22 protein-coding genes are annotated in these 23,405 nt (G+C 68.9%); 15 read left to right on the forward strand and 7 right to left on the reverse strand.

Annotation, left to right across the window (positions count from 1 at the left end; translation table 11 throughout):
- Positions 1–225 precede the first annotated feature (225 nt).
- On the forward strand, positions 226–1,257 hold the full coding sequence (locus BLU81_RS20865) for a hypothetical protein (protein ID WP_092546214.1): 1,032 nt from the start codon (positions 226–228) through the stop codon (positions 1,255–1,257).
- A 2-nt stretch (positions 1,258–1,259) separates the two neighbouring features.
- Here the strand turns inward: BLU81_RS20865 and BLU81_RS20870 are convergent, their stop codons facing one another.
- Positions 1,260–2,237, reverse strand: a complete 978-nt coding sequence (locus tag BLU81_RS20870; RefSeq protein ID WP_231954675.1) for an alcohol dehydrogenase catalytic domain-containing protein — start codon at positions 2,235–2,237, stop codon at positions 1,260–1,262.
- A gap of 81 nt (positions 2,238–2,318) precedes the next feature.
- Between BLU81_RS20870 and BLU81_RS20875 the strand changes: the two genes are divergently transcribed.
- The 5 genes from BLU81_RS20875 to BLU81_RS20895 all read left to right on the forward strand — a co-directional run bounded on the left by BLU81_RS20875 (position 2,319) and on the right by BLU81_RS20895 (position 8,739).
- Positions 2,319–3,449 carry a hypothetical protein gene (locus BLU81_RS20875; protein WP_092546215.1) on the forward strand — a complete coding sequence of 377 codons (1,131 nt, stop codon included), beginning with the start codon at positions 2,319–2,321 and terminating at the stop codon, positions 3,447–3,449.
- A gap of 3 nt (positions 3,450–3,452) precedes the next feature.
- Positions 3,453–4,220, forward strand: coding sequence for an SDR family oxidoreductase (locus BLU81_RS20880; protein WP_092557388.1), 768 nt, complete (start codon positions 3,453–3,455; stop codon positions 4,218–4,220).
- Entirely contained in the window at positions 4,217–5,341 is a 1,125-nt protein-coding gene (locus BLU81_RS20885) for a sulfotransferase family protein (RefSeq protein WP_092546216.1), read from the forward strand. Before BLU81_RS20880 ends, BLU81_RS20885 begins: the two co-directional genes overlap by 4 nt.
- 385 nt (positions 5,342–5,726) lie before the next feature.
- Positions 5,727–6,710: a polysaccharide deacetylase family protein gene (locus BLU81_RS20890; protein WP_092546217.1), complete on the forward strand. Its 984-nt coding sequence runs from the start codon at positions 5,727–5,729 to the stop codon at positions 6,708–6,710.
- A gap of 151 nt (positions 6,711–6,861) precedes the next feature.
- Positions 6,862–8,739 (forward strand): ABC transporter ATP-binding protein, encoded by a 1,878-nt coding sequence (locus tag BLU81_RS20895; RefSeq protein ID WP_092546218.1) that lies wholly within the window; start codon positions 6,862–6,864, stop codon positions 8,737–8,739.
- Positions 8,740–8,879: 140 nt separating this feature from the next.
- Here the strand turns inward: BLU81_RS20895 and BLU81_RS20900 are convergent, their stop codons facing one another.
- Positions 8,880–9,410: a hypothetical protein gene (locus tag BLU81_RS20900; protein WP_157751706.1), complete on the reverse strand. Its 531-nt coding sequence runs from the start codon at positions 9,408–9,410 to the stop codon at positions 8,880–8,882.
- A 92-nt stretch (positions 9,411–9,502) separates the two neighbouring features.
- The gene (locus tag BLU81_RS48450) at positions 9,503–9,643 is read right to left on the reverse strand and encodes a hypothetical protein (protein ID WP_157751707.1); all 141 of its coding nucleotides are present in this window, start codon (positions 9,641–9,643) and stop codon (positions 9,503–9,505) included.
- 64 nt (positions 9,644–9,707) lie between these two features.
- Between BLU81_RS48450 and BLU81_RS48455 the strand changes: the two genes are divergently transcribed.
- The 7 genes from BLU81_RS48455 to BLU81_RS20935 all read left to right on the forward strand — a co-directional run bounded on the left by BLU81_RS48455 (position 9,708) and on the right by BLU81_RS20935 (position 14,826).
- A complete protein-coding gene (locus BLU81_RS48455; protein ID WP_157751708.1) occupies positions 9,708–9,977 on the forward strand; it encodes a hypothetical protein in 270 nt (89 codons plus the stop codon).
- Between the two features lie 405 nt (positions 9,978–10,382).
- Positions 10,383–10,586, forward strand: coding sequence for a cold-shock protein (locus BLU81_RS20910; protein WP_092557390.1), 204 nt, complete (start codon positions 10,383–10,385; stop codon positions 10,584–10,586).
- Positions 10,587–11,326: 740 nt separating this feature from the next.
- Positions 11,327–11,917, forward strand: coding sequence for a TIGR03086 family metal-binding protein (locus BLU81_RS20915; protein ID WP_092546221.1), 591 nt, complete (start codon positions 11,327–11,329; stop codon positions 11,915–11,917).
- Positions 11,918–11,968: 51 nt separating this feature from the next.
- Positions 11,969–12,562: a cadmium resistance transporter gene (locus tag BLU81_RS20920; protein ID WP_231954676.1), complete on the forward strand. Its 594-nt coding sequence runs from the start codon at positions 11,969–11,971 to the stop codon at positions 12,560–12,562.
- 26 nt (positions 12,563–12,588) lie between these two features.
- Positions 12,589–13,047: a hypothetical protein gene (locus tag BLU81_RS20925; protein WP_092546222.1), complete on the forward strand. Its 459-nt coding sequence runs from the start codon at positions 12,589–12,591 to the stop codon at positions 13,045–13,047.
- A gap of 32 nt (positions 13,048–13,079) precedes the next feature.
- Positions 13,080–14,045 (forward strand): DUF4034 domain-containing protein, encoded by a 966-nt coding sequence (locus BLU81_RS20930; protein ID WP_092546223.1) that lies wholly within the window; start codon positions 13,080–13,082, stop codon positions 14,043–14,045.
- 94 nt (positions 14,046–14,139) lie between these two features.
- Positions 14,140–14,826, forward strand: coding sequence for a M23 family metallopeptidase (locus BLU81_RS20935; protein ID WP_092546224.1), 687 nt, complete (start codon positions 14,140–14,142; stop codon positions 14,824–14,826).
- A 139-nt stretch (positions 14,827–14,965) separates the two neighbouring features.
- Here the strand turns inward: BLU81_RS20935 and BLU81_RS20940 are convergent, their stop codons facing one another.
- A complete protein-coding gene (locus BLU81_RS20940; RefSeq protein ID WP_092557394.1) occupies positions 14,966–15,745 on the reverse strand; it encodes a crotonase/enoyl-CoA hydratase family protein in 780 nt (259 codons plus the stop codon).
- A gap of 72 nt (positions 15,746–15,817) precedes the next feature.
- On the opposite strand from BLU81_RS20940, the gene BLU81_RS20945 reads away from it, so the two are divergent.
- Entirely contained in the window at positions 15,818–17,386 is a 1,569-nt protein-coding gene (locus BLU81_RS20945; protein WP_092546225.1) for an acyl-CoA synthetase, read from the forward strand.
- Positions 17,376–18,461 carry an NAD(P)H-dependent flavin oxidoreductase gene (locus BLU81_RS20950; protein WP_092546226.1) on the forward strand — a complete coding sequence of 362 codons (1,086 nt, stop codon included), beginning with the start codon at positions 17,376–17,378 and terminating at the stop codon, positions 18,459–18,461. The genes BLU81_RS20945 and BLU81_RS20950 overlap by 11 nt, the downstream gene beginning before the upstream one ends.
- Positions 18,462–18,605: 144 nt before the next feature.
- On the opposite strand, the gene BLU81_RS20955 is transcribed toward BLU81_RS20950, so the two are convergent.
- The 3 genes from BLU81_RS20955 to BLU81_RS20965 all read right to left on the reverse strand — a co-directional run bounded on the left by BLU81_RS20955 (position 18,606) and on the right by BLU81_RS20965 (position 23,347).
- Positions 18,606–20,336, reverse strand: a complete 1,731-nt coding sequence (locus tag BLU81_RS20955) for a DUF1996 domain-containing protein (RefSeq protein WP_092546227.1) — start codon at positions 20,334–20,336, stop codon at positions 18,606–18,608.
- 252 nt (positions 20,337–20,588) lie between these two features.
- On the reverse strand, positions 20,589–21,770 hold the full coding sequence (locus BLU81_RS20960; RefSeq protein ID WP_092546228.1) for an acyltransferase family protein: 1,182 nt from the start codon (positions 21,768–21,770) through the stop codon (positions 20,589–20,591).
- 47 nt (positions 21,771–21,817) lie between these two features.
- Positions 21,818–23,347 carry an acyl-CoA synthetase gene (locus tag BLU81_RS20965; protein ID WP_092546229.1) on the reverse strand — a complete coding sequence of 510 codons (1,530 nt, stop codon included), beginning with the start codon at positions 23,345–23,347 and terminating at the stop codon, positions 21,818–21,820.
- Positions 23,348–23,405: the final 58 nt, after the last annotated feature.

Consider the following 23,405-nt stretch of genomic DNA (forward strand, 5'->3'; position numbering starts at 1 on the left):
TCCCGACAACCGTTCCCGACAACCGTCTCCTGACGACCGTCTCCTGACAACGGCGAGCGACTTCCGGCCAGCCGTCGCCCGACGGCCCACTCCTGACGACGGGGAGCGCCTCCGGTCGGCTGGCGCCCGAGATCAAAATCGTGGGCGCGGCTGGAGACTCGGCAGTGAAATCAGCAATCGGTGAACGGGGCTGTCGCCCGAGTATCCGCGCCTTACGATCTTGCGATGTTCTTCTATGCCCGCCTGCTGATCCGCAGTCTCTTCGGTGGTCCGCTGCCACCGGTGCCCGAGTTCGACGCCGATGAGGATCTGCTGATCAAGGACCCGGTGCTGCGGGACGCGCGGCGGCAACTGCTGCGGGACGGTGACTGGCGGGTCGCGAAGCAGGCCATCGAGGCGGCCGGCGACGACTGGGCGCTGCGCAACTACCGGCTGGAGGTCGTCGCCGGGCTGGCCGAGGAGCGCGACGAATGGCTCGATGACTGGACCGAGGCTGAGCCGTCGGATCCGGCGGTGGTGCTGATCGGGGCGAAGGTGCTGGCCGGGCGGGCCTCGCGGGCCCGGGGTGCCGCGTCGGCGGCGAACACGTCGCCGGAGCAGTTCCGGGTCTTTCACTCGCTGTCGGAACAGGCTCTGGAGACCAGTCTTCGGGCGCGGGAACTGTCCGATCCGCGCGATCCGGGGCCGCTGATCCGGCTGATGTCCTCGTGTTTCGCCGCCGGGGCCGATGAGCTGGGCGAGTGGTACGGCGAGGCGCAGCGCCGTGACCCGCACAACTTCGACGCTCACGAACTGGCGATGATGCTGTCCTGCGCGAAGTGGTACGGGTCGCACGAGCTGATGTTCGAGGTCGCCCACACGGCTGCCGAAGCCGCGCCGCCGGGGCACCGGACGGTGCTGATGCCGCTGGCCGCCCATTTCGAGTACGCGATGCGCGAGTTCGCGTGGGACGACCGCAGTGACGAGGCGCAGAAGGCGGTCCGCGAATATTTCCGGCGGCCCGACGTGCAGCAGGACGCTGACGGGTGGATCGCCAAGTTCCGGGCGGCGCCGCCACGGTCGGCGCAGTTGTCGCAGGTGCGGCACTGGATGGCGGTGTACTTCAGCCTGGCAGGTCGCAAACCGGAGGCGAAGGCTGTCTTCGACGAGCTGGGCCGGTACGTCAGTCCTCCCCACGAGTGGGGCTGGTTCTACGGCGATACGGAGTACGGGTATTCGAAGAACTGGTGGTGGGCCAACGGCGTGGGTGGTGTCTGAGTTCAAAGGACGATCACGGCCCGGCCGGTGAGGGTTCCGGCGGCGAGTTCGGCGTACGCCCGGTCGATCTCGCCGAAGGCGAACTCCTGCACCTGGTTGTCGATCAGACCGGCACGAGCCAGGGCGATGACATCCTGAGCGTCGGCGATCGACGAACCCTGGAAGGTGAAGACCTCGCCGTCGCGGGGCAGGCCGGTGAACCAGGGACCGCCGAACCGGCCGCCGGCCGAACCGATCAGCCCGAACGCCCCGCCGGTGCGCACCGCGCCGATGCCGGCGGTGATGGTCTGATCGGTGCCGACGAAGTCGAGCACCACGTCGGCCCGCAGGCGTTTCGGCAGTTCGGGGACCGTCTGGTGGGCTCCGATCCGGTCGGCGTGGGCGCGGCGGGCGGGCAGCGGGTCCACGGCGATCACGGTGGCGGGAGCCAGCGCACGGAGGAACTGGATCGCGAAGGCGCCCAGTCCGCCGGCCCCGATCACCACGGCGGTGCCGCCTGCGCTGAGCCGGGGCAGCACCCGCCGGACCGCGTGGTGAGCGGTGGCTCCGGCGTCGGTGAGCGGGCCGGCGTGCCGCGGGTCGAGGTCCCCGAGGGGGAGCAGTGCCCGCCGGTCGCTGACCAGCACGAATTCGGCCAGCCCACCGTCGCGGCCGTAGCCTCGCCCGGCCCGCCCGTGGGGGCAGCCGCTGTCCTGACCACGCAGGCAGTACCGGCAGGTGCCGCAGGAGGTGGGGGACACCAGGGCGACGGGTTCGCCGGTGCCGGCGATCCAGCCGGCGGTCTCGTGGCCGAGAGTGAACGGCATCCGCCAGCCCAGGGCCTCGCCGGCCGCGGCCGGGATGTGCCGCATGGTCAGGTCGGAGCGGCACAGGCCGCAGCTGGCGACCCGCACCAGCACCTCGCCCGGCCCAGGTTCGGGGTCCGGCACGGTGACCGTCTCCGGCGGTGTGCCCCACTGCGTCATCCGGTATGCCAACACGCCTTCCAGAGTGGAACCTGTTATCCCAGGCAGTCAATGGGACATTGACCCGAAACTAGAACGAGTTCTATCGTCGGAGGCGTGCTCACCAGACTGTTCGCGGACGCCATCCAAGAGGCCGAGCGGGTCATCACCACGGCCCCGCACGTGCGCAACGAGCAGGACCTGATCGAGGGTTACGACTACCTGGCCGGCAGCATCCGCGCGTCGGTCCAGATGGCCTGGGCCTACGAGCGGGACTTCCCCTATTTCGTACGATCGACGGGCCCCTACACGAAGATGGGTCTCGACAATCCGGACACGCTGTACTTCCACGCGTGGCTGCGTGACGACGCCGAATATGTGATCACCGGCGAGCGCGGCAGCACGGTGGACCTGAGTTTCCAGATCCTCGACGGCGACTACTCGCCGATCCAGGTGCCGGGCAGTCTGGCCGCCTTCGACGACCGGGAGATCGAGATCGCGGCGGACGGGTCGTACCGGATGATCCTCGGTCCCGGCCTGAAGGGCGCCGGCATGCTGGTGGTCCGGGAGGTCTTCAGCGACTGGGCCACCGAGCGGCCCGGGATGATCCGGATCCAGCGCGCGGACCGGATCGGCGCGGCCCCGCCGCCGCCCACCCTGGACGCGTTGACCAAACGTTACGGAGTGGCCGGCAAGATCCTGATCAGCCGGCTGCGCACCTTCCTCGCTTTCGCCGAGCGGTTCTATCTGAACCTGCCGGTCAACACGCTCACCACCCCGCGGTCCACACCGGGCGGGCTGACCACCCAGTTCTCCTCGGCCGGTCACTACGACCTGGACGACGACCAGGCCATGATCGTCACCGTCCCGGCCGGCGACGCCCCCTACCAGGGCGTTCAGCTGGGCAGCATGTGGTACGTCTCCCTCGATTACGTCAACCACCAGACCAGCCTCACGCGCGACCAGGCGAGGATCGACCCGGACGGCATGATCCGGTACGTGATCAGCGAACGGAACCCGGGCGTCGCCAACTGGCTGGAGCGGACCGGGCACCGCCGTGGTTACGTCCAGTTGCGCTGGCAGCGGCTGGCCCGGGAGCTGACCGCCGAGGACGGGCCGAAGGTGGACGTGGTGGCCGTCGACGAGCTGCCGAAACTGCTGCCGCACTGGACACCGATCGGGCCGCAGGCGTGGCGGGAACGGATCGCCGCGCGGCAGGCCGCCGCCGCCACCCGGATGCTGGGCTGAGTGATGCTGCTCGACGGGAAGGTCGTGGTGGTCGCCGGAGTCGGGCCGGGGCTCGGTCAGGCGGTCGCGATCCGGGCCGCTCAGCAGGGCGCAGCGGTGGTGCTCGCTTCCCGCACCGCGTCGACGGTGGAGGACCTGGCCGTGAAGATCGGTGACCGGGCCCTCGCGGTGCCGACCGACCTGGCTGACGAGACAGCGGTGCGGGCACTGATCGAGCGTGCTCTCGACATGTTCGGGCGGATCGACGCGCTGGTGCACAACGCCTTCACCATGCCGCCGATGCGCAGTCTCGGAAAGGCCGATCTGGACGAGGTACGGGCCGGACTGGACGGCAACGTGATCACCGCGCTGCGGACCATCCGCCTGGCCACGCCGGCTCTGATCGAGTCGCGTGGGTCGGTCGTCGTGGTGAACTCGGCGGTGCTGCGGCATTCTCGGCGTCCTTTCGGTCCCTACAAGCTGGCGAAAGCGGCTCTGCTGGCGGCGGCCCAGAACCTGGCGAGCGAACTGGGCCCGCACGGGGTCCGGGTCAACTCGGTCGCGCCCGGCTGGATCTGGGCCGACCAGTTGCGTGGCTGGTTCGAGTTCCAGGCCGCACAGCGGGGTGTGCCGGCCCGGCAGATCTACGACGAGGTGGCCGCCGACATCGACCTGCGGCGACTGCCCGAACCGGACGAGGTCGCCGACGCGGTCCTCTTCCTGGCCTCCGATCTGTCCCGGGCCGTCACCGGCGCCTGTCTGGACGTCAACTGCGGGGAGTTCCACCATTGACCAGCGACGGGCGCACCGATGTCGGCACCGTGGACGACCTGCACGCCTCGGCGAGCCGGCTGACCGGGCTGGACGACTTCGGCGACGGTGACGACGGTCATGCCGACGGGCTCCGGGTGCTGCTCGACTCGTACGCCCGCGAAGCCGGTCTGACCCCCGCCGGCAGCAAGTGGACCCGCGGCCTGTTGCGCGGCGCCCTGGTCTCCCGCCTGCTCGCGGAAGCCGCCTGGTGGCGCCTGCCGCAGCACACCGAAGTCGCCCTGCCCCGCCCGGTCTTCGTCACCGGCCTGCCCCGCACCGGGACCACCGCCCTGCACCGGCTGCTCACCGCCGATCCCGCCCATCAGGGCCCGGAACTGTGGCTCACCGAGGCCCCGCAGCCGCGCCCACCTCGCGAGACATGGCCGGCGAACCCGGTCTTCGCCATGCTCCAGCAGGCTTACGGCGGCGTCGGCCTCGACGGTGTGCACCATATGCGGCCGGGTCAGGTCGAAGAGTGCTGGCGTCTGCTCTGCCAGTCGATGACCTCGGTCTCGTTCGAATGCACCGCATACATCCCCTCCTACTCCTCGTGGCTGGCCGGGCGCGACTGGACGCCCGCCTATCGCCGGCATCGCCGCAACCTGCAGTTGATCGGCCTGAACGATCCGGACCGGCGCTGGGTCCTGAAGAACCCGAGCCACCTCTTCGCCTTGGACGCGCTGCTCGACGTCTACCCGGACGCCACGGTGATCCAGACCCATCGGGATCCGCGGGCCGTGATCGCTTCGGTGTGCAGCCTCAACGCGCGCGCCTCCGACGGCTGGTCGACGGTCTTCGCCGGACCGGTCACCGGACGTGCGCAGCTCGAGCTGTGGTCGCGCGGGCTGCGCCGGTTCCGCACCGACCGGGCCCGCCACGACCCGTCCCGGTTCATCGACGTGCGTTTCGAGGACCTGGCCGCTGATCCGATGCGGACCGTCGAGATGATTTACGACCGGCTGGGGTCCGGGTTGTCCGGCCCGGCGCGGTCGGTGGTCACCGAGACGATCCAGCGGGGTACGCCGAAACCCGAGCACACTTACGACCTGGCCACTTTCGGCCTCACCCCGGACGACGTGGACCGCGCTTTCGACGCCTGACCCGCAGTCCGGACCGGGAGTTCACGGCGCCTCCCCATCCGCACTCCCCCGGGGTTTTGATCGGGTTGGCCGGCAGGCTGATCGCACTCCACTTCGCATCCATGGACGAATGATTCCACGCCCGCGTGCGGTGTCGTAAGTTTCGGAGCCCAAGTCGAAAATAGATCAGCGTCACACCGAATCGGACTTACACGATCGTCTTGAGCTGCCGATAGCGTCACTTGTACTTCCGGAATGTTTCCGAAAGTTGTTGACAGCGTGTTGCGCGTCGTCGAATACTCGCAGCGAGATGAATCGTCGATCGTCGATTCGAATCACTCCCCCACCGGCGTGAGCTCCTACCGCTCTGCCTGGATTCCCCGCCAGGCGTCACCAGGAGGAAGACATGTGGAAACGTCTCGTGATCACCGGGCTGGCCGCCGTCACGGCAGCCGCCGGAGCAGTGCTCGCCGCAAGCCCCGCCCCATCGCAGGCCGCGGCCTGTAACGGATATGTCGGCCTGACCTACGACGACGGGCCGGTCGCCGGCAACACCCCGAACCTGCTGGCGGCGCTGCGCAACAACGGCCTGCGGGCCACCATGTTCAACCAGGGGCAGTATGCCGCCGCCAACCCCGCCCTGGTCAAAGCACAGGTGGACGCCGGCATGTGGGTGGCCAACCACAGCTACACCCATCCACACATGACCCAGCTCAGCCAGTCAGCCATGGAGTCGGAGATCTCCCGGACCCAGACGGCCATCGCCAGCGGCGGCGGGGGGACACCCAGACTCTTCCGGCCGCCGTACGGGGAGACCAACGCGACGTTGCGTGCCGCCGAGCAGAAGTTCGGTCTCACCGAGATCATCTGGGACGTCGACTCGCAGGACTGGAACAGTGCGAGCACCGACGCCATCGTTGCGGCCGCCGCCCGGCTCACCAACGGGCAGATCATCCTGATGCACGACTGGCCGGCCAACACCGTCGCCGCGATCCCCCGCATCGCCCAGGGCCTGACCGCCCGAGGGCTCTGCGCGGGCATGATCTCCCCGTCGACCGGCCGGGCCGTCGCGCCCGACGGTTCCACCACACCGCCGCCCACGACCACACCGCCGCCCACCGGCGGAAACTGCACGGCGACACTGTCAGCCGGCCAGTCCTGGAGCGACCGTTACAACCTGAACGTCGCGGTCTCCGGATCGAGCAACTGGACCGTGACACTCAACCTGCCCAGCCCCGCCAAGGTCATCAACACCTGGAACACGACGGCCACCTGGCCCAGCGCCCAGCAGATGGTCGCCAAGCCGAACGGCAACGGCAACACCTTCGGCCTCACTGTCCAGGCCAACGGCAACTGGACCTGGCCGAGCGTGTCCTGCACCGCCACCTGACCCCCGTTCCCCATCCCCGCGGCGCGGCGGCCCCTCCCGGCCGCCGCGCCGCACCCTTCCCGAACCACGCGAACCGAAAGTGTCAGACCCCCGGAGCATCATCGACGGCAGAGCTTGACCTCAACCGCGATTCAAGTGGGAGGTTCATGCCATGAGCATGGAATCCGCCGCCTGGAACTCGATGTGGCACGTCATGAACCGCCAGGACGACAAACGGCCGTTCTCCCGCGCCACGTTACGGCGCATCCTCACCCTGGCCCGCCCATACCGGCGGGCCCTGACCGGCTTCCTGCTGCTCAGCGTCATCACCGCCGTCCTCGCGGTGGCGACTCCGGTGCTGGCCGGGCGGGTCGTCGACGCAATCGTCGAGAACCGCGGCACCTCACTCGTGATCGGCCTCGCGGTGGGGATCGCGGTGATCGCTCTGGCCGAGGCGGCACTCGGGATGGTCCAGCGGTGGCTGTCGGCGCGGATCGGCGAGAGCCTGATCTTCGACCTGCGGACCAGAGTCTTCGACCACGTGCAGCGGATGCCGGTCGCGTTCTTCACCCGCACTCGGACAGGCGCGCTGGTCAGCCGGCTCAACAATGACGTCATCGGGGCGCAGCGGGCGTTCAGCGACACCCTGTCCGGTGTGGTCGGCAACGTGGTCGCCCTGGTGCTCACCCTGATCGTGATGATCGGGATCTCCTGGCAGATCACCGTGCTCGCACTGCTTCTGCTGCCGGTGTTCGTGCTGCCGGCCCGGCGGATGGGCGGCCGACTCGCCAGCATGGAACGGGAGGCAGCCGAGCACAACGCGGCGATGAACACCCAGATGACCGAGCGGTTCTCAGCGCCCGGCGCGACCCTGGTCAAGCTCTACGGCAACCCGGCGTCCGAGTCTGCCGAGTTCGCCGCCCGCGCCGGGCGGGTCCGCGACATCGGAATCCGCGCGGCGATAGCCCAGCATCTGTTCATGACCGCCCTGATCTCGGTGTCGGCGGTCGCGATCGCCCTCGTCTACGGCCTCGGCGGCTTCTACGCGCTGCGCGGACAACTCGACCCGGGTGCGGTGGTCGCCCTGGCCATCCTGCTGACCCGGCTCTACGCGCCGCTGACCGCACTCGCCAGCGCCCGCGTCGAGGTGATGACCGCCCTGGTCAGCTTCGAGCGGGTCTTCGAGGTGCTCGACCTGAAACCGCTGATCGAGGAGAAACCGGAGGCTCAGGCGGTTCCGGACGGGCCGGTGTCGGTCGAGTTCGACGACGTGCGGTTCGCCTACCCATCCGCCGACAAGGTCTCGCTGGCCTCGCTCGAAGAGGTCGCCACCCTCGACACCCGAGGCGGTGAGGAGGTGCTGCACGGCATCTCATTCCGGGCCGAGCCCGGGCAGATGGTGGCGCTCGTCGGCTCCTCCGGTGCCGGAAAGTCGACGATGGCCGGGCTGCTCCCCCGGCTCTACGACGCCGAGGCCGGCGCGGTCCGGCTAGCAGGGGTCGACGTGCGCGACCTGAGTGCCGCTTCGCTCCGGCAGAGCCTGGGCATGGTCACCCAGGACGGGCACCTCTTCCACGAGTCGGTGCGCGCCAACCTGCTCCTGGCCCGTCCCGAGGCGAGTGCGGAGGACATGTGGGAGGTGCTGCGCCGGGCCCACGTCGCCGACCTCGTCGAGTCACTGCCCGACGGGCTCGACACCGTCGTCGGCGAGCGCGGCTACCGGCTGTCCGGCGGCGAACGGCAGCGGCTCACCATCGCCCGGCTGCTGCTGGCCCGGCCGCGGGTCGTCGTGCTGGACGAGGCCACCGCCCACCTGGACTCAACCTCCGAGCAGGCCGTGCAGGCAGCCCTCGGCGAAGCGCTGAACGGCCGGACCGCGGTGGTGATCGCGCACCGGCTCTCCACGATCCGCGCCGCCGACCAGATCCTGGTCATCGAGGACGGCCGGGTGGTGGAACGAGGCACCCACCCGGACCTGCTGGCGGCGGGCGGACGCTACTCCGAGCTGTACCGAACCCAGTTCAGCGAAACCCAACTCACCAAGGCGTAACCGCATGACATCTCAGCATCCCCAGGCCAGCATCACACAGGCCAGCCCAGCCCAGCGCGGCGCGCCCCCCGGAGACGCGGTAAGGACAGGTCATCCATGACCGGCGCGGCGCGAGTCGGCTGGACACGGGCGGGTGAATCTCAGGGGGCAGGGGCTGGCCGGTGGAGGGAGGATGCCCGCTTCAGGGCTCGGGTCATCAGCTTCTCGGCTCGGGCGCGGTCACCGTCGGAGGTCTCCCAGCCGACGTCGGCGACGACGACGATCGCTGGGCCGGTTCGGGCTACCACCACGAACGTGTGATGGGTGATCTGTTGGTCAACGTGTTCCCAGCTCTGGCTCCAGCGCAGGACCAGACGGTCACGGCCGGTCGCGATCAGTGTCCAGGTGTCGTCGTCGCAGCTGCTCAGCGACGTTCGCAGGCCTCGTAGGTACTCGCGGGCGGCCCGGTCGGAGCGGTGCAGGGCGAGGTATTCCAGGACCACGACCGGGGCCTGGTCGACGTCGATCACTGCGGAGACCCCGCGTTCGGCGGACGGCTGGGGCGCTTTCAGGCCACAGGGGCGGGGCGGGCGGATCTTGGGCCAGCTCTCACCGTCGACCGGGTACGGCTTCGACCCACCGAGGTCCGCCGGCCGCCACATGGCACGGTCGGGGATCTCCGGTACTGGCACGGCGTCCCCGACAGAGGCCGTCGGAGCTGCGGGAACCACCGGCGTACTCACGTCAGACGGGCTACGGGGGTCAGCCGCCCCGGCACGGTCACCTAGATCAACCACACCAGCCACGCTGCCCAGAACAGCCGCCCCGGCACGGTCACCCGAATCAGCCGCACCGCCCAGATCAACCGCCCCGACACCGTCTTCCAGGTCTGCTGCCCCGGCACTGGCACCCAGATCAGTTGCACCGGTCGGATTGGTCAGGTCGGCGCGGACAACGGACTCCGAACGGCCAGACGAAGCTGGACCATCGTGAGCAGCGAAGACACCTCGGTCAGCGTGCACTGGCAGGCGGCCGGGAATCGGGGCGGCCGGGTCGATGCGGACGCGCGGGCGGGCGGGTGCGGCTGGAATCGCGGGGACGGGCAGGTCTGCGCGAAAGAGCCGGACAGGCGGGTTTGTCGGGAGCGGGCGGCTGGCGGCGGTACGCGGGAGCATCGGGACAGCTGGATCAGTGCGGTCCGGCGGACCGGAGTGTGCGGCCGGGAAGGAGTGGGTGGCTGGGGTGGTGGCGTTGGCTGAGGTGGAGCGGGCGGCCGGGGTGGTCACGGGCGACGGGGCTCCGGGGATGGCGGGTGTCGAGATGGGTGGCGAGGAGGCTAAGGCTGCGGGAACGTTCGGGGAAGAGCTGATGATCAGTGCCAACGCTGCGATCAGGGGTGCGTGGATGACAAGCATTTCACCTCCGACGAGTGGCACCGATTTCGCTCGACCCTACGCTCCTAGTGGTGGCTTTCTCGGGTCCTTCCCCGATTCGTGTGTTACGTTGGGCGTGTTGCAGTTTTGATTTCCACCGACGATTTCGACGCCTGACGGGCATCCCGGCCGACAGGCGTTTTTTGTCGATCCCGACTTCCGGGTGGTCATCAATGCAGTGACGTGGAGTTCCGCACGGTGCGGTGCTCCCAACCCCGCAAGGAGATAAACATGGCCACCGGTACCGTGAAGTGGTTCAACGGCGACAAGGGCTTCGGCTTCATCACCCAGGACGGCGGCGGCCCCGACGTGTTCGCCCACTTCTCGGCGATCGCGTCGTCGGGTTACCGCACGCTCGAGGAGAACCAGCGGGTGGAATTCGAGATCTCGCAGGGCCAGAAGGGCCCGCAGGCCGAGAACATCCGCACGATCTGACGTTCGACGGACCTGATAAACGGTCCCTTATTTGATCTCGCCATCGACCGGAAATAACTGTCGGTGACGGTGAAACGGAGAGCGTGCGGAAGTCTCGATCCGGTTCGGATCAGGGCCTCCGCACGCTCTTCTGCGTTTCCGGGCCAAGCCCACCCACAGTTGTAAGGTCAGGCCGCGCACATCGTTGCCAAGTCGGCCCGCACGCCGTTGCCAAGTCGGCCCGCAATCTGCTGGCAAGTCGGCACGCATGCCGTTGAACAAGCCGGCACGCAATCTGCGCACGAACCGGGCCGCGAGCCGTTACCGAACCGGCCATGCCGGGCCGGGAGCAGTTACCGGATCACGCCGGTGCACGGTTGACCCGATCACGCTGTCGCCAGGTCCAGCCTGCGCGCTGCTACTGCAAAGCAAAGCCTGCAAGCATTGCTGATGCCAATCGCGAGCGCTGTTTCCGAGCATCGCTGATAGGCCCGATCGGATAGGCCGATGCGCCCGAGTTGATGCGCCCGAGCCTGTGCGGCCGAGTCGATGCGGCCGAGTCGATGCGCCCGAGCTTGTGCGGCCGTAGCCGATGCGCCTATAACCACTCGACCTGGCCGACCGGCTCCACCGTCACCGCCGCTTCACCGGGGCCGCGCGGGCGAGGTCGGTGACTCCACAGCCGGATCGCCCCGCGTACTCCATGAAGTGCTTTAAACTGAAGAGTTCAAAGCACCGAGAGTAACGAAGGGACACCACCTATGTCGCTGTCCGCACTACCTCCCGCTGAACGGCATCGCCGGATCGCCGCCGACTTCACCGCGCGCGTCGAAGGCGCGAAGGACTGGGACGCCCCGGCTCCGGTCGCCGGATGGGTGGCGCGGGACGTGCCCCGTCACCTGATCGAGTGGCTTCTGGGTCTGCTGCAGTCGGGTGCCGATCTGACTCTGCCGCGGAGACCGGACGCCGGCACCGATCCGGTGGGTGCCTGGCAGGTGCACGTGACGGCCGTACAAGAGCTGCTCGATGATCCGGAGACCCCGGGACGGACGCTGTCCAATCCGCATCTCGGCGAGATTCCGCTAGATCAGGCGATCGACCGCTTCTATACGACTGACGTCTTCATGCACACGTGGGATCTGGCCCGCGCCACCGGACAGGACGATCGGCTCGACCCGGAGCACTGTGCCGAACTGTTCGCCGGGATGGAACCGATGGACGCGGTGCTGCGTGGTTCCGGCCAGTACGGCCCGGCCGTCCCGGTTCCGGCGGACGCCGACCCGCAGACCCGGTTGATCGGGTTCATCGGCCGCGACCCACACTGGTCACCGGCGTCACGAGCGGAGTCCTGACACAACGGAGCGGCTAGTGGAAAGACGGGCCCGGCCGTTGGAACGGCTCCGGTGAGCATCGACGTCACAGTCATCGGCTCAGCGGTGGGGCTGTTCGCCGTCACCAACGTCGACGACATCCTGATCCTCGCGCTGTTCTTCGCGCAGGGAGCCGGGCATCGCAGCAGCACCCGGAACATCATGGCCGGTCAGTACCTGGGGTTCGCCGGAATCCTCGGGGTGGCGGTGGCGGCCGCGTTCGGTGCCACGTTCCTGCCCGCCGAGGCGATCCCCTTCCTCGGGCTGTTGCCGCTGGCCCTGGGCATCAAAGCCGGCATCCAGGCGTGGCGGCACCGGAGAGACGACGAGGACGAGAAGTCCGGGGATGCCGCCAGAGCGCCCGGCGTCGCCGAGGTCGCCGCCGTGACGTTCGGCAACGGAGGGGACAACATCGGCGTGTACGTGCCGGTCTTCGCGTCGGCGGGCGCCGGCGGCATGACCGTCTATGTAGTCGTCTTTCTGCTGCTGGTGGCCGTGTGGGTGGCGGCCGGACGATTCTTCGCGACCCGTCCGGTGATCGCGCGGGCACTGGGCCGCTGGGGCCACGTACTGCTGCCGGTGGTCTTGATCGGGATCGGCTTGTTGATCTTGAGCGACGGACGGTAAAGAAACACAGCTATAGTCTCCGGTCCATGAGCCGGGGACCGCTGGTCGGCACGATGCTCGTGATCGCACTGACGGTCGCGGGCACTCCCCCGGCTGCGACCGCCCCGGCGCCACCCGGACACCACGCGGAACTGGTCGTGGAGATGCTGCGGCGCAGGACGGTGGCCTTCACGTCCGGTGACGAGGCGGGCTGGCTGACCGACGTCGACCCACGACACCCCGAGACGATTTCGTACGAACGGAGCCGCTTCCGCCAACTCCGCCAGACCGGACCGTCGTTCTTCCGGCTCTTTCCCGCCGGCGAGCACACGGACCGGGCGCACGCGGACCGGGCGCACGCGGACCGGGAGGTGTACGTCCGGCAGGTCGTCGGCTGGCCGGGCAGGGCGAAGACCGCGCTCAATACGCACACGTGGTGCCTGACGTTCCGGGACGGCCGCGTGATGATCACGGCCGTTCGCGCGTACCTGGGGCCCGGCGTTTAGGATCCTCGATCAACAACGGGGAGGAACATCTCATGTGGCCGTTCAGCCGTAAGAACCGGGAAGCGACGCCGTCGCTCGTCATCGATCCGTCGTACGGGGATCCGACGTCCCGGCGACTGATCGACGCGTTGACGAACCGGGACTGGCGCACCGCCCGGGACGTGTTCGCCGCAGCGACCGATCCGGACGAGCGGGCTTTCCTGATGGAGGCGGCCACCGGGGTCGACGACGTGCAGGAGTGGATCCAGGAATGGGTGGCGGCCGAGCCGGAGTCGACACTGCCGGTGCTGGTGCGCGGCTGTCACGCGGTGCAGTGGGCGTGGGAGGCGCGCGGCGCGAAGCGGGCCCAGTACACCAGTGGTGAGCAGTTCCGGGAGTTCGCCCGGCGACTCAAACTGGCCGAGAACCTGCTGAACGAGGTGGTCGAACGGGACCCCGACGACGTGACCGCCTGGACGTGGCTGGTCGCTTCGGCGCGTGGCCGTCAGGTGGGCCGGGCCGAGGCGCAGGCCCGGTTCGACGAGGTGATCAAACGGCATCCGCTGCACATCGTGGCGCACGAGGAGTACCTGCAGTTCCTCTGTGCCAAGTGGTCGGGCAGTCACGAGCTGATGTTCGAGTTCGCCCGGAAGGCGACGGCCGCCGCACCGGAGGGGAGCTGGCTGCCGGAGCTGATCGCGGTCGCCCATCTGGAGAAGTGGGTGTCGCTGCCGAGCGGTGAGGACGCGGAGTGGATCAGGCAGCCGGACGTGCGGGAGGAGATCGTGGCGGCGGCCGCCAAGTCCTACCTGCACCCGAACTTCCGGACCGGCCCCGGCTGGGTGCCGCGGGTCGCCACGTTCGCGCTGATGTGCGAGTTCGTCGAGGCGTTCGAAGCCGCCGGGCACGCCCACGACCTGCTCGGCGACCAGGCCAGCAGGTGGCCGTGGCTGTACTGCGGCGACCCGGTGGAGGCGTTCATCCGCGGCCGTGAGTACGTCCACGAGAACCGCCCCTGAACGCCGATCCGGCCGGCGCGAACACTGAACAATCATTCGAGGTGAATGCCACAGGGGCGAGCGCGGGATCTCCGCCTGCGCTTATGGTGACGCGATGAAAATCCATCCCTATCTGGCCGGGTTCACCGCTCTGGCCGTTCTGGCCGGTCTCGGTGCCGGTGAGGCGGTTACGGCACCCGCGGACCAGCGGCAGGCTGCCGTGGTGACCTCACCGGCGCAGCAGGCGGTCGCGGAGGCGCCTGCTGACCTGGAGCTCGTCGCGGCGGCCGCCACCCGCAAGTACATCTTTCCGGTGAAGGCGGCGAACGTCGCGTTCCACAAGACCCACTCCGGTTACCCGGCTACCGACATCTTCGCCGCCTGCGGCAAGCCGTTCCGGGCCACCACCGACGGTGTGGTGCTGGAGGTCAGCCGGGTCGACAAGTACAAGAAGGGCAAGCCGGACGGCCCCTACAACGGTGGCAAGTTCGTGTCGATCCTCGGTGACGACGGCGTGCGCTACTACGGCTCGCACCTGAGCGTGGTGACCGCGGGCATCAAGAAGGGTGTGCGGGTCAAGGCCGGCAAGCACCTCGGCAAGGTCGGCAAGACCGGTAACGCCAACAACGTCTGCCACGTGCACTACGGCATCTCGCCGGCCTGCAAGAAGACCGGTGACTGGAAGGTCCGCCGGGGTGTGGTGTGGCCGGCGAGCTACCTGACGTCGTGGCGCAAGGGCGGGGAGAAGAGCCCGGCCAAGGCGGTCGCCGCCTGGAAGAAGAAGAACAACTGCAAGGCCTGATGTGAGTACGGGGACCCGCGCGCCGTGGCGGCGCGCGGGTTTTCGGTGAGCACCGCATTCGGCCCGGCGGCCGCGTCGACGGCCCGGTGTGCCGCCCGCGTCGCGCGGGGGCTACGGGACCGTTGTGTGGTCCGTACCGTCAACGGCCGTTGAAGTTCGCTTTTCGTTTTTCGATGAACGCTCTCGGTCCTTCTTTTGCGTCGTCGGAGGTGAAGACTTCCATGCCGATGCGGGATTCGATCGTGAAGGCGTCGTTTTCGGGCAGGCCCTCGGTTTCCCGGATGGTGCGCAGGATGGCCTGCACGGCCAGTGGGCCGTTGGCGGCGATGACCTCGGCGATCTCCAGGGCCTTGTCGAGCGCCCGGCCGTCGGGGACCACGTGGCCGATCAAGCCGATTTCTTTCGCTTCCGCTGCTCGAATGTGCCGGCCGGTCAGCAACAACTCGACAGCGACCGTGTAAGGAAGCTGGCGCGGTAGACGAACTGCGGAACCCCCGAGTGGAAAAAGACCCCAGCGTGCTTCGGAGACGCCGAAGCGGGCGCTCTCGCCGGCTACTCGCACGTCGGTGGCCTGCAGGATCTCGGTGCCACCGGCGACGGCCGGGCCCTCGACTGCGGCGATCAGCGGTTTGGTCAGGCGTCGGCCCTTGAGTAACGCGTCGATCCGGGACAGGTCGGTGCCGCCGTTGCGGAAGCCGTCGCCGGGGTGGTCGGCGGTCATGGCGCGCAGGTCGGCGCCGGCGCAGAACGCCCCGCCGGCTCCGGTGAGGATCGCGGCGCGGATGTCCGGGTCGGTGTCGACGCGGTCCCAGGCGTCGCGCATCACGGCCATCATCTCGGCGGAGAGCGCGTTGCGGACCTGCGGCCGGTTCATCGTGACGATCAGGATCGGTCCGCGCTGCTCGACGAGAGCGTCCACCCGGTTCTCCTCACTGTGCAACGACCTGCTCCGAGCCTTGCCCGGAACGATAACAGGTTCTACTTTGCGTTGATGGCGGCCAATATTGCGGACCTGTTCGAGCACGCGGTCGACGCCTTCGGAGATCGCGTCGCGGTGGCCTGCGGCGAGCGTGAGATCACCTACGCGGAGCTGGAGGACAGCGCCAACCGTCTGGCCCATTTCCTGCAGAGTCGAGGAGTGGGCAAGGGCGCCCACGTCGGGTTGTACGCGGGTAATTCGATCGAGGCCGTGGTGGCCATGATCGCCGTCTACAAACTCCGCGCGGTGGTCGTCAACGTCAACTATCGGTATGTCGAGAACGAGTTGCAGTATCTCTTCGAGGACGCCGGCCTGGTCGCGCTGATTCACGACCGGGGGTTCTCGGCTCGGGTCGCGGCCGTCGGGCATGATTTCCGCGCGACAGTCGCACTGCCGGACGGCAGCACGGCCGCTTTGTCAGACATCTCCTATGCGGATGCGCTGAAGGGCTCGGGGACGAGGGACTTCGAGGAACGCTCCGGCGACGACGTCTACCTGCTCTACACCGGCGGCACCACCGGCTATCCGAAAGGTGTCGTCTGGCGGCACGAGGACGTCTGGCGGGTCCTCGGCGGCGGCATCGACTTCATGTCCGGCATCCCCTTGGACGACGAGTGGGCGCAGAGCCGCCGGGAGATGCCGCCGATGACCCGGTTCTGCCTGGCCCCGCTGATCCACGGCAACGCCCAGTGGGCCGCCCTGGCCGCCCTGTTCGCCGGGGACACCGTGGTCTTCCTGCCGCATTTCGACGCCGACGAGGTGTGGCGCACCGTCGAACGCCGACAGGTCAACGTGATCGTGCTGATCGGTGACGCGATGGCCCGGCCGATCATCGAGGCCTACCTGGCCGGGAAGTACGACGGGTCGTCGCTGATGGCGATCTCGTCGAGTGCCGCGCTCTTCTCGCCGTCGGTGAAACGGCAGTACCTGCAAACACTGCCGGACGTGCTGGTCACCGACGCGGTCGGGTCGTCGGAGACCGGGTTCGCCGGGATCGGCATCGTCGCCGAGGTGGACGGCGGCGCGGTCGACGGGCCACGGATCACGCCGGGCCCGGACACCATCGTCATCGACGAGAACGGCAAGAAGGCCGGGCCCGGGGTGATCGGCCGGCTGGCCCGGGGTGGGCACGTGCCGCTCGGATATTTCCAGGACCCGGTCAAGACCGCCGCGCTGCTGACCGAGATCGACGGAGTCCGGTACGCGATTCCCGGCGACCTGGCGCGGATCGAGGACGACGGGACGATCACGCTGCTCGGGCGGGGGAACACCTGCGTCAACACCGGCGGGGAGAAAGTCTTTCCGGAAGAGGTCGAGGGGGCCCTGAAGTCGCATCCGGCGGTTTTCGACGCGCTGGTGATCGGGCTTCCCGACGAGCTGCTGGGTCAGAAGGTGGTGGCGCTGGTGCAGCCGCGCGGCTCAGTTGATTTATCGGACTTGACCGGACATGTGCGTAAACAGGTCGCCGGCTACAAGGTTCCGCGCTCGATCTGGCTCGTCGATGCGATCGCCCGCACCATCAGCGGCAAAGCCGACTACCGCTGGGCCCACACCTACACGAAGGAACACGATGCGGACTGACTTCTGCGACCTGCTCGGCATCGACGTCCCGATCGTCGGCTTCAGCCCGTCCGAACACGTCGTCGCGGCGATCAGCCGGGCCGGTGGGCTCGGGGTGCTGGGCGCCGTCCGCTTCAACGACGCGAGCGAACTGGACGACGTCCTGACCTGGCTGGACACCGCAACCGGCGGCCGCCCGTACGGCGTCGACGTGGTGATGCCCAGCCGGGTGCCCACCGAAGGACTGCCGGACGACCTCAGCGCCATGGTCCCTTCCGGACACCGCGACTTCGTCGAACGTACGCTGCTGCGCCTCGGTGTTCCGCCGTTGCTCGCCGCCCAGGACCGTCCCGGCGTGCTCGGCTGGCTGCACTCGGTCGCCCGCGCCCACATCGAAGTGGCCCTCAACCATCCGGTACGACTGATCGCCAACGCCCTCGGCCCGCCACCGCCCGACGTGATCGAACAGGCCCACGCCCGCGGTCTGCTGGTGGCGGCGCTGGCCGGGCGGGCCGAACACGCCCGCAGTCACGTCACGAGCGGCGTCGACATCGTGGTGGCCCAAGGCTACGAGGCGGGCGGTCACACCGGGGAGATCGCCGGAATGGTGCTGGTCCCGGAAGTGGTGGACGCCGTCAGCGTGCCGGTGCTGGCCGCCGGAGGCATCGGCAGTGGCCGGCAGATCGCGGCAGCTCTGGCCCTCGGTGCGAGCGGCGTGTGGATGGGGTCGGTGTGGCTGGGCACCGCCGAGTACGAGAGCAGCCCCGCACTGCGCGAGGCGCTGCTGCGGGCCACCTCCAGCGACACGGTGCGCAGCCGGATCTACTCCGGCAAACCGGCACGCCTGCTGCGCAACCGGTGGACCGAGGCGTGGTCGGCGCAGGACGCACCGGCGACGCTGCCGATGCCGTTGCAGAACCTGCTGGTGTCCGGGGCCCACGACCGGCTGATGGCTTCCGGTGACCCGACGGTGGTGCCGATGCCGGTGGGCCAGATCGTGGGCCGGATGAACGCGGTCCGCCCGGTCGCCGAGGTGATGTCCGACCTGGTCAGCGAGGCGGACGAGACGTTGGGGAGGCTGCACAAGCTGCTGTGAACGGCTCGGCGCGTCACCGCCGGTCCATCGACTTCACCCTGACCGGCATCTGAGCTGGTTGACCACCCGCCATGCCGGACTGCGCCGCCGAGGTTCGGTGAACCTCGGCGGCGCAGTCGAGGGGTGCCGGTACGGCGATCTCGCTCAGCGGCAGGTCTTGCCCTTGTTGATGCAGGTGGCGATCTTCTGCATGGTCTGGGCGGAGTTGACGTTGATGAAGTCGTTGTGGTCGGAGAACGGGTTGTGGTCCTCCTCAGGGAAGGAGTCGAGTGCGAACTGCCCCTTGACCTGCACGTCGCGTGGGATGTCGTACGAGATGGTGATGCGCAGTTGCGGGATGGCTGCGAAGCCCTGCTTGCAGGCGCCGGTGGCGGCGTCGGCGAAGGCCAGGTGGTCGCGGTGGTTGGTGCTGTCGATGTTCTTGCCGTCCCAGCAGCCGGGGAAATCCTGTACGCGCTGGACCTGGCTGCCCTTCGGGCAGATCGGGTACTTGTCGGCGAGGCGGTCGGTGAAGCCGGAGCAGGTCCAGGTCGCGCGGGCGTTGGCCGGGCCGCGGCTGGTCGGTTTGGCGTCACCGGTGAGCGCCCGCAGGAACTTCGGCATGGGCACGACCTTGCTGGTGGCGTTACCGCGGTATTCGATCAGCACCGATGCGGGCCGGACGACGCCGCCGGTGTTGTTGGGCAGTTCGAGGTTCGGGCCCTGCGGGTCGGGCAGCGCGGCGGGGGCACTGGGGGTCGCCGCCCCACCGTTCTGGTCGCCCTCGGTCTGGCCGGTCACGGTGCAGCCGGCCAGGGTCTCGAGTCCCTGGGGACGGGCGGCGTTGCGGGAGATCGCGATGCCGATACGGTCGAGCACAGCGGTTCGCTTGGCCTTCAGGGGGCCGAGGATCGCGTTGTCGACGAAGTTGTTCCCGCCCTGTCCGCGGGTGGTGATCAGGCGTTCGTTGGCCTCGGAGAGCTGCCGGTCGAGTTCGGCGAGACTACGGTTGACCTCACCGACGGCCTGGGCGGGTACACCGGGCAGCTTGTCACGCACGGTCGGGCACTGGATCTGCGCGGAGGCGGCCAGAGCGGCCTTCACACCGGCGACGGAGTGGCGCATGCCAGCGTGCATGCCGTCGTAACTGGCGTCGCATTCCACCAGCGACACCAGGCCCGAGGTCCGGCCGCCACCGGCCGCGGCGATGTCGTCGCTGATGCCCTTGATCAGTCGAGCGCGCTGGGTGCGCAGGTCGGCCAGCACGGACGCGTTGAGGCGGGCGTCGATGCGGCCCTTGCTCGCGGCCATCCGCTTGTCGGCGGCGGCGGCGACTCGATCGAGTGAGGCCAGGCGGGTGTCGACCGCGGCCCTGGCCCGAGCCGGCACGGCGGGCAGCCGGTTGCGAACGCTGGGGCAGGTGACCATCGGGGTCGTCGCCGAAAGAGCACGGGCGACTTCGGCCCCGGAGCGGACGGTCCTGTCGATCCGCACGACCGGCCAGAAGTACGAGGACTTGTCCCCGTTGCGGCACGTCGTCCCCGAGGCGTCCAGGTCGGCGTCGGAGGAGTTCGTGGTGATGGCCAGGTTGCCGATGAAGTCGTGGAGGTGCTCGGCACCGTTCTTGATGCCCGGCTGCGCGACGGGGTTGTCCGGGCTGAACTTGCCGTTGCCGTTGGTGCCACAGTCCACGGTGAAGACGCCCGATGACGCCTGGGCGCCAGGCGCGGGATTCCGCACGTTCGGCTGCACCTGCTGGATGGGGACGAACTGGTTCAGTTCGGTGGCCGCGTCCGCGGTCCCCTTACCGCCGCTGGAGACGAATGTCGCGGTCAATACCCCGGTCGCGGCGACGACTGCCGCGGCCATCGCGATCCGCGCGGTACGTGTGTGCATTCGTCCGACTCCGTGTGGTGTGGTTCGCACGCTCTACTCCTCGTAGCCTCTTGGTACCGAGGCGACTCCGGTGGAGGCCGCCACTCGCAGGTACGGGTGGCACGAAGTGGCAGACGGGTTCGGGACGGCCCCGTAAGTAGTCGGTAAGAACTCTGGCCACCGGCCCTTCGACCCTCAGGGGCGGCCACCGATCCGGTGGCCGCCCCTGAGCGTCTGGCCCGGGGATGCCGATCCCTTCGTCCTCGCCGTCAGTCATCGCCGGCGGTCGTGATGGGGAGCGGCGTGGCGGGGTGGGCGGAAGATGGTGGTCTCGGCGTGGGCGGTGTTCGCGGACAGGACCATCCGGGGCATCGTCGGCGGTTCGTGGTCGGGGACCTTTGCGGTGCTGCGGACCCGGGGAGCGGCCGGCGTGGGGCCGGAGTGCGGCCACGGCAGGAAGCGGGGGCGGCGGCGGGCCGCCAGGTCTTCGACCCAGCCGAACAGCAGGACCGCGTCGGCCAGCAGCGCCAGCGCTGTCGCCACGTACCCGATCTCGAAGAATCTGCCCAACCGCCAGACCTCCAGGGCGTCGCCGACCGGGTAGCAGAGGGCGATCGCGACGTTGTTCCAGAGGTAGATGGTGACCGCCCGGGCGTTGATCAGTGCCACCCAGGAGGACAGGCCGCGGCGGCGGGCCAGCCAGGCCATGTCCGGTTTCCAGCGGAGCAGCGCCAGGACGAAACCGGCGTTGTAGACGGCGTAGGCGAGCGGGATCTCCTTGACGCCGCTGTGGCCCCAGGCCAGCGCCAGCGCCACGCAGCCGACCGCGAGGACGCCGATCAGCCAGGCCGGAATCCGGCGCAGTGTGCCGTCGCGGTGGGCGAATCCGAGGATCCAGCAGGTCGCGAAGGTCAGCAGGTCGACGCCGACCTCTTCGATCGCGGGGGCGGGCCAGATCGGGAAGACGGTCACCACAGCGAGCACCGCGAGCGGCAGCGCGACGGTGAGCAGGCGGGCGCGGCGGTACAGCCAGTACAGCAGCGGCGAGGCCAGGACCAGCCAGAAGTAGGTGACCAGGTACCACAGGACTTCGGCGGCCTCGAAGCCGAAACCGCTGGCCGGTGGGTTCGCGATCGGCACGATCCAGGCGATCAGGTGCCAGAGCGGGGCTTTGCGTTCCCAGCCGACCAGGAACATCACCGGTACCAGGATCGCGGCCAGCACCCAGAGCGCGGGCAGCAGCCGGCGCATCCGGCCCCGGACGACACTGGTGACGGAGCCGCGGTTCAGGGAGTTGGCCATCAGCGATCCGGCGAGGGCGAACATCACGCCCATCGAGGGGAAGGCCAGTTCCAGTACGGCGTACGGGAAGAAGTGGAAGACCGACACCCGGATGATCGCCAGCACACGCAGCAGGTCGAAGTACCGGTCCCGGACGGGTTGAGGTTCGAGCACGCCGTGACGCTAGGGTCCGTTTTCAGGATCCCGCTGTGCCGGGCCTGTCAGATGGCCTTCTCCCGGCCCGCCCAGTACGGGTCCCGCAAGTGACGTTTGTAGAGCTTGCCGTTGGGGTCGCGGGGCATCGCATCGACGTAGTCGACGGTTCGCGGCAGTTTGAAACGGGCCAGCCGACCGGTCAGGAAGGCGAGTAGCTCGGTGGTGAGGGCCGGGCCGGGATCGACGCCGGGAACGGGCTGCACGACGGCTTTGATCTCCTCGCCCCATTCGTCGTGCGGGATCCCGAAGACCGCGGCGTCGGCGACCGCGGGGTGCACGGCCAGTTCGTTCTCGATCTCGGCGGGGTAGACGTTCACCCCACCGGTGATGATCACGTCGCTGGCCCGGTCGCAGAGGAACAGGTAGCCGTCGTCGTCGAGATAGCCGATGTCGCCGACGGTGAACATCCGGTCGCGCCAGGACCGGCGGGTCTTCTCGGCGTCCCGGTGATATTCGAACGTCGCGTCCCCCATCTGCAGGTAGACGGTGCCGGCTTCACCGGCCGGGCGGTCCTTGCCGTCGTCGTCGAGCACCCGAACCCGGGATCCGGGCCACGCCCGGCCCACCGACCCCGGCCGCGCCAGCCACTCGGCCGCGGTGATCAGGGTGCCGCCGCCTTCGGAAGCCGCGTAGTACTCGACCACCACCGGCCCGAACCACTCCAGCATCGCCCGTTTGACCGGCTGCGGGCAGGGCGCGGCCCCGTGGATCATCGCGCGCATCGAGGAGACGTCGGTACGCGCCGAACGAGGAATGGAAAGCAGCCGCCGGAACTGGGTGGGAACCATGTGGCTGTGGGTCACCCGATAGTCCTGAACCAGGCGAAGAAACTGAAGAGCGTCCCAGTGGTCCATCACGACGACCGGGTGCCCGAACTGGAGGGAGATGACAGCGAAGTTCATCACCGCCGTGTGGTAGAGCGGTGAGCAGCACAGATGCACGTGATCGTCGAACGGGCGCAGGCCGAACAGGCCGAAGAACCACAGCGACACCGGCGGCACCTGGTCGGGGTCGAGGCCCAGCAGGGGGCGGCGCACGCCTTTGGGCCGTCCGGACGTGCCCGAGGTGTAGACCATGAGCGCCCCCGTCGTCCGGCCGCCGGGTCTTCCGGAGCCGCCCGCGCCGAGCCCGGACAACGACCGGAAGCCGGGGATGTCGCCGGTGGTGTAGCGCAGCTCGACGTCACCGCCGGCGGCCCGGGCGGCGTCGCCGAATCGCGGGTCGGCGACGAACGCGCGGGCGCCGCTGTCACGCAGGATGTGGCCCAGTTCGGCGGGGGTCAGATGCCAGTTCAGCGGCACGACGTGCAGCCCGATCTGGGCGGCGGCGAAGTAGACGGTGAGGATGTCGGCGCCGTTGGGCAGCAGCAGCGCGATGGTGTCGCCGGTCGCCAGGCCCGCCTCGCGCAGCCCGCGGGCGATCCGGTCGGCCTCGGCGGCCAGCTCGCCGTAGGTGAGAGTGCGGCCGCCCGGTTCCACGATGGCCACGAGCTGCGGGGACTGCGCCGCGATGGTCCACATCCCGATCCCGGTCATACCATGACCCTATAACTCGTTACAGTTATGTAAAAGCGGTGGCGGCCACGTTCTTGCC

It is taken from the genome of Actinoplanes derwentensis (genome assembly GCF_900104725.1).
GTDB classification, from domain to species: domain Bacteria; phylum Actinomycetota; class Actinomycetes; order Mycobacteriales; family Micromonosporaceae; genus Actinoplanes; species Actinoplanes derwentensis.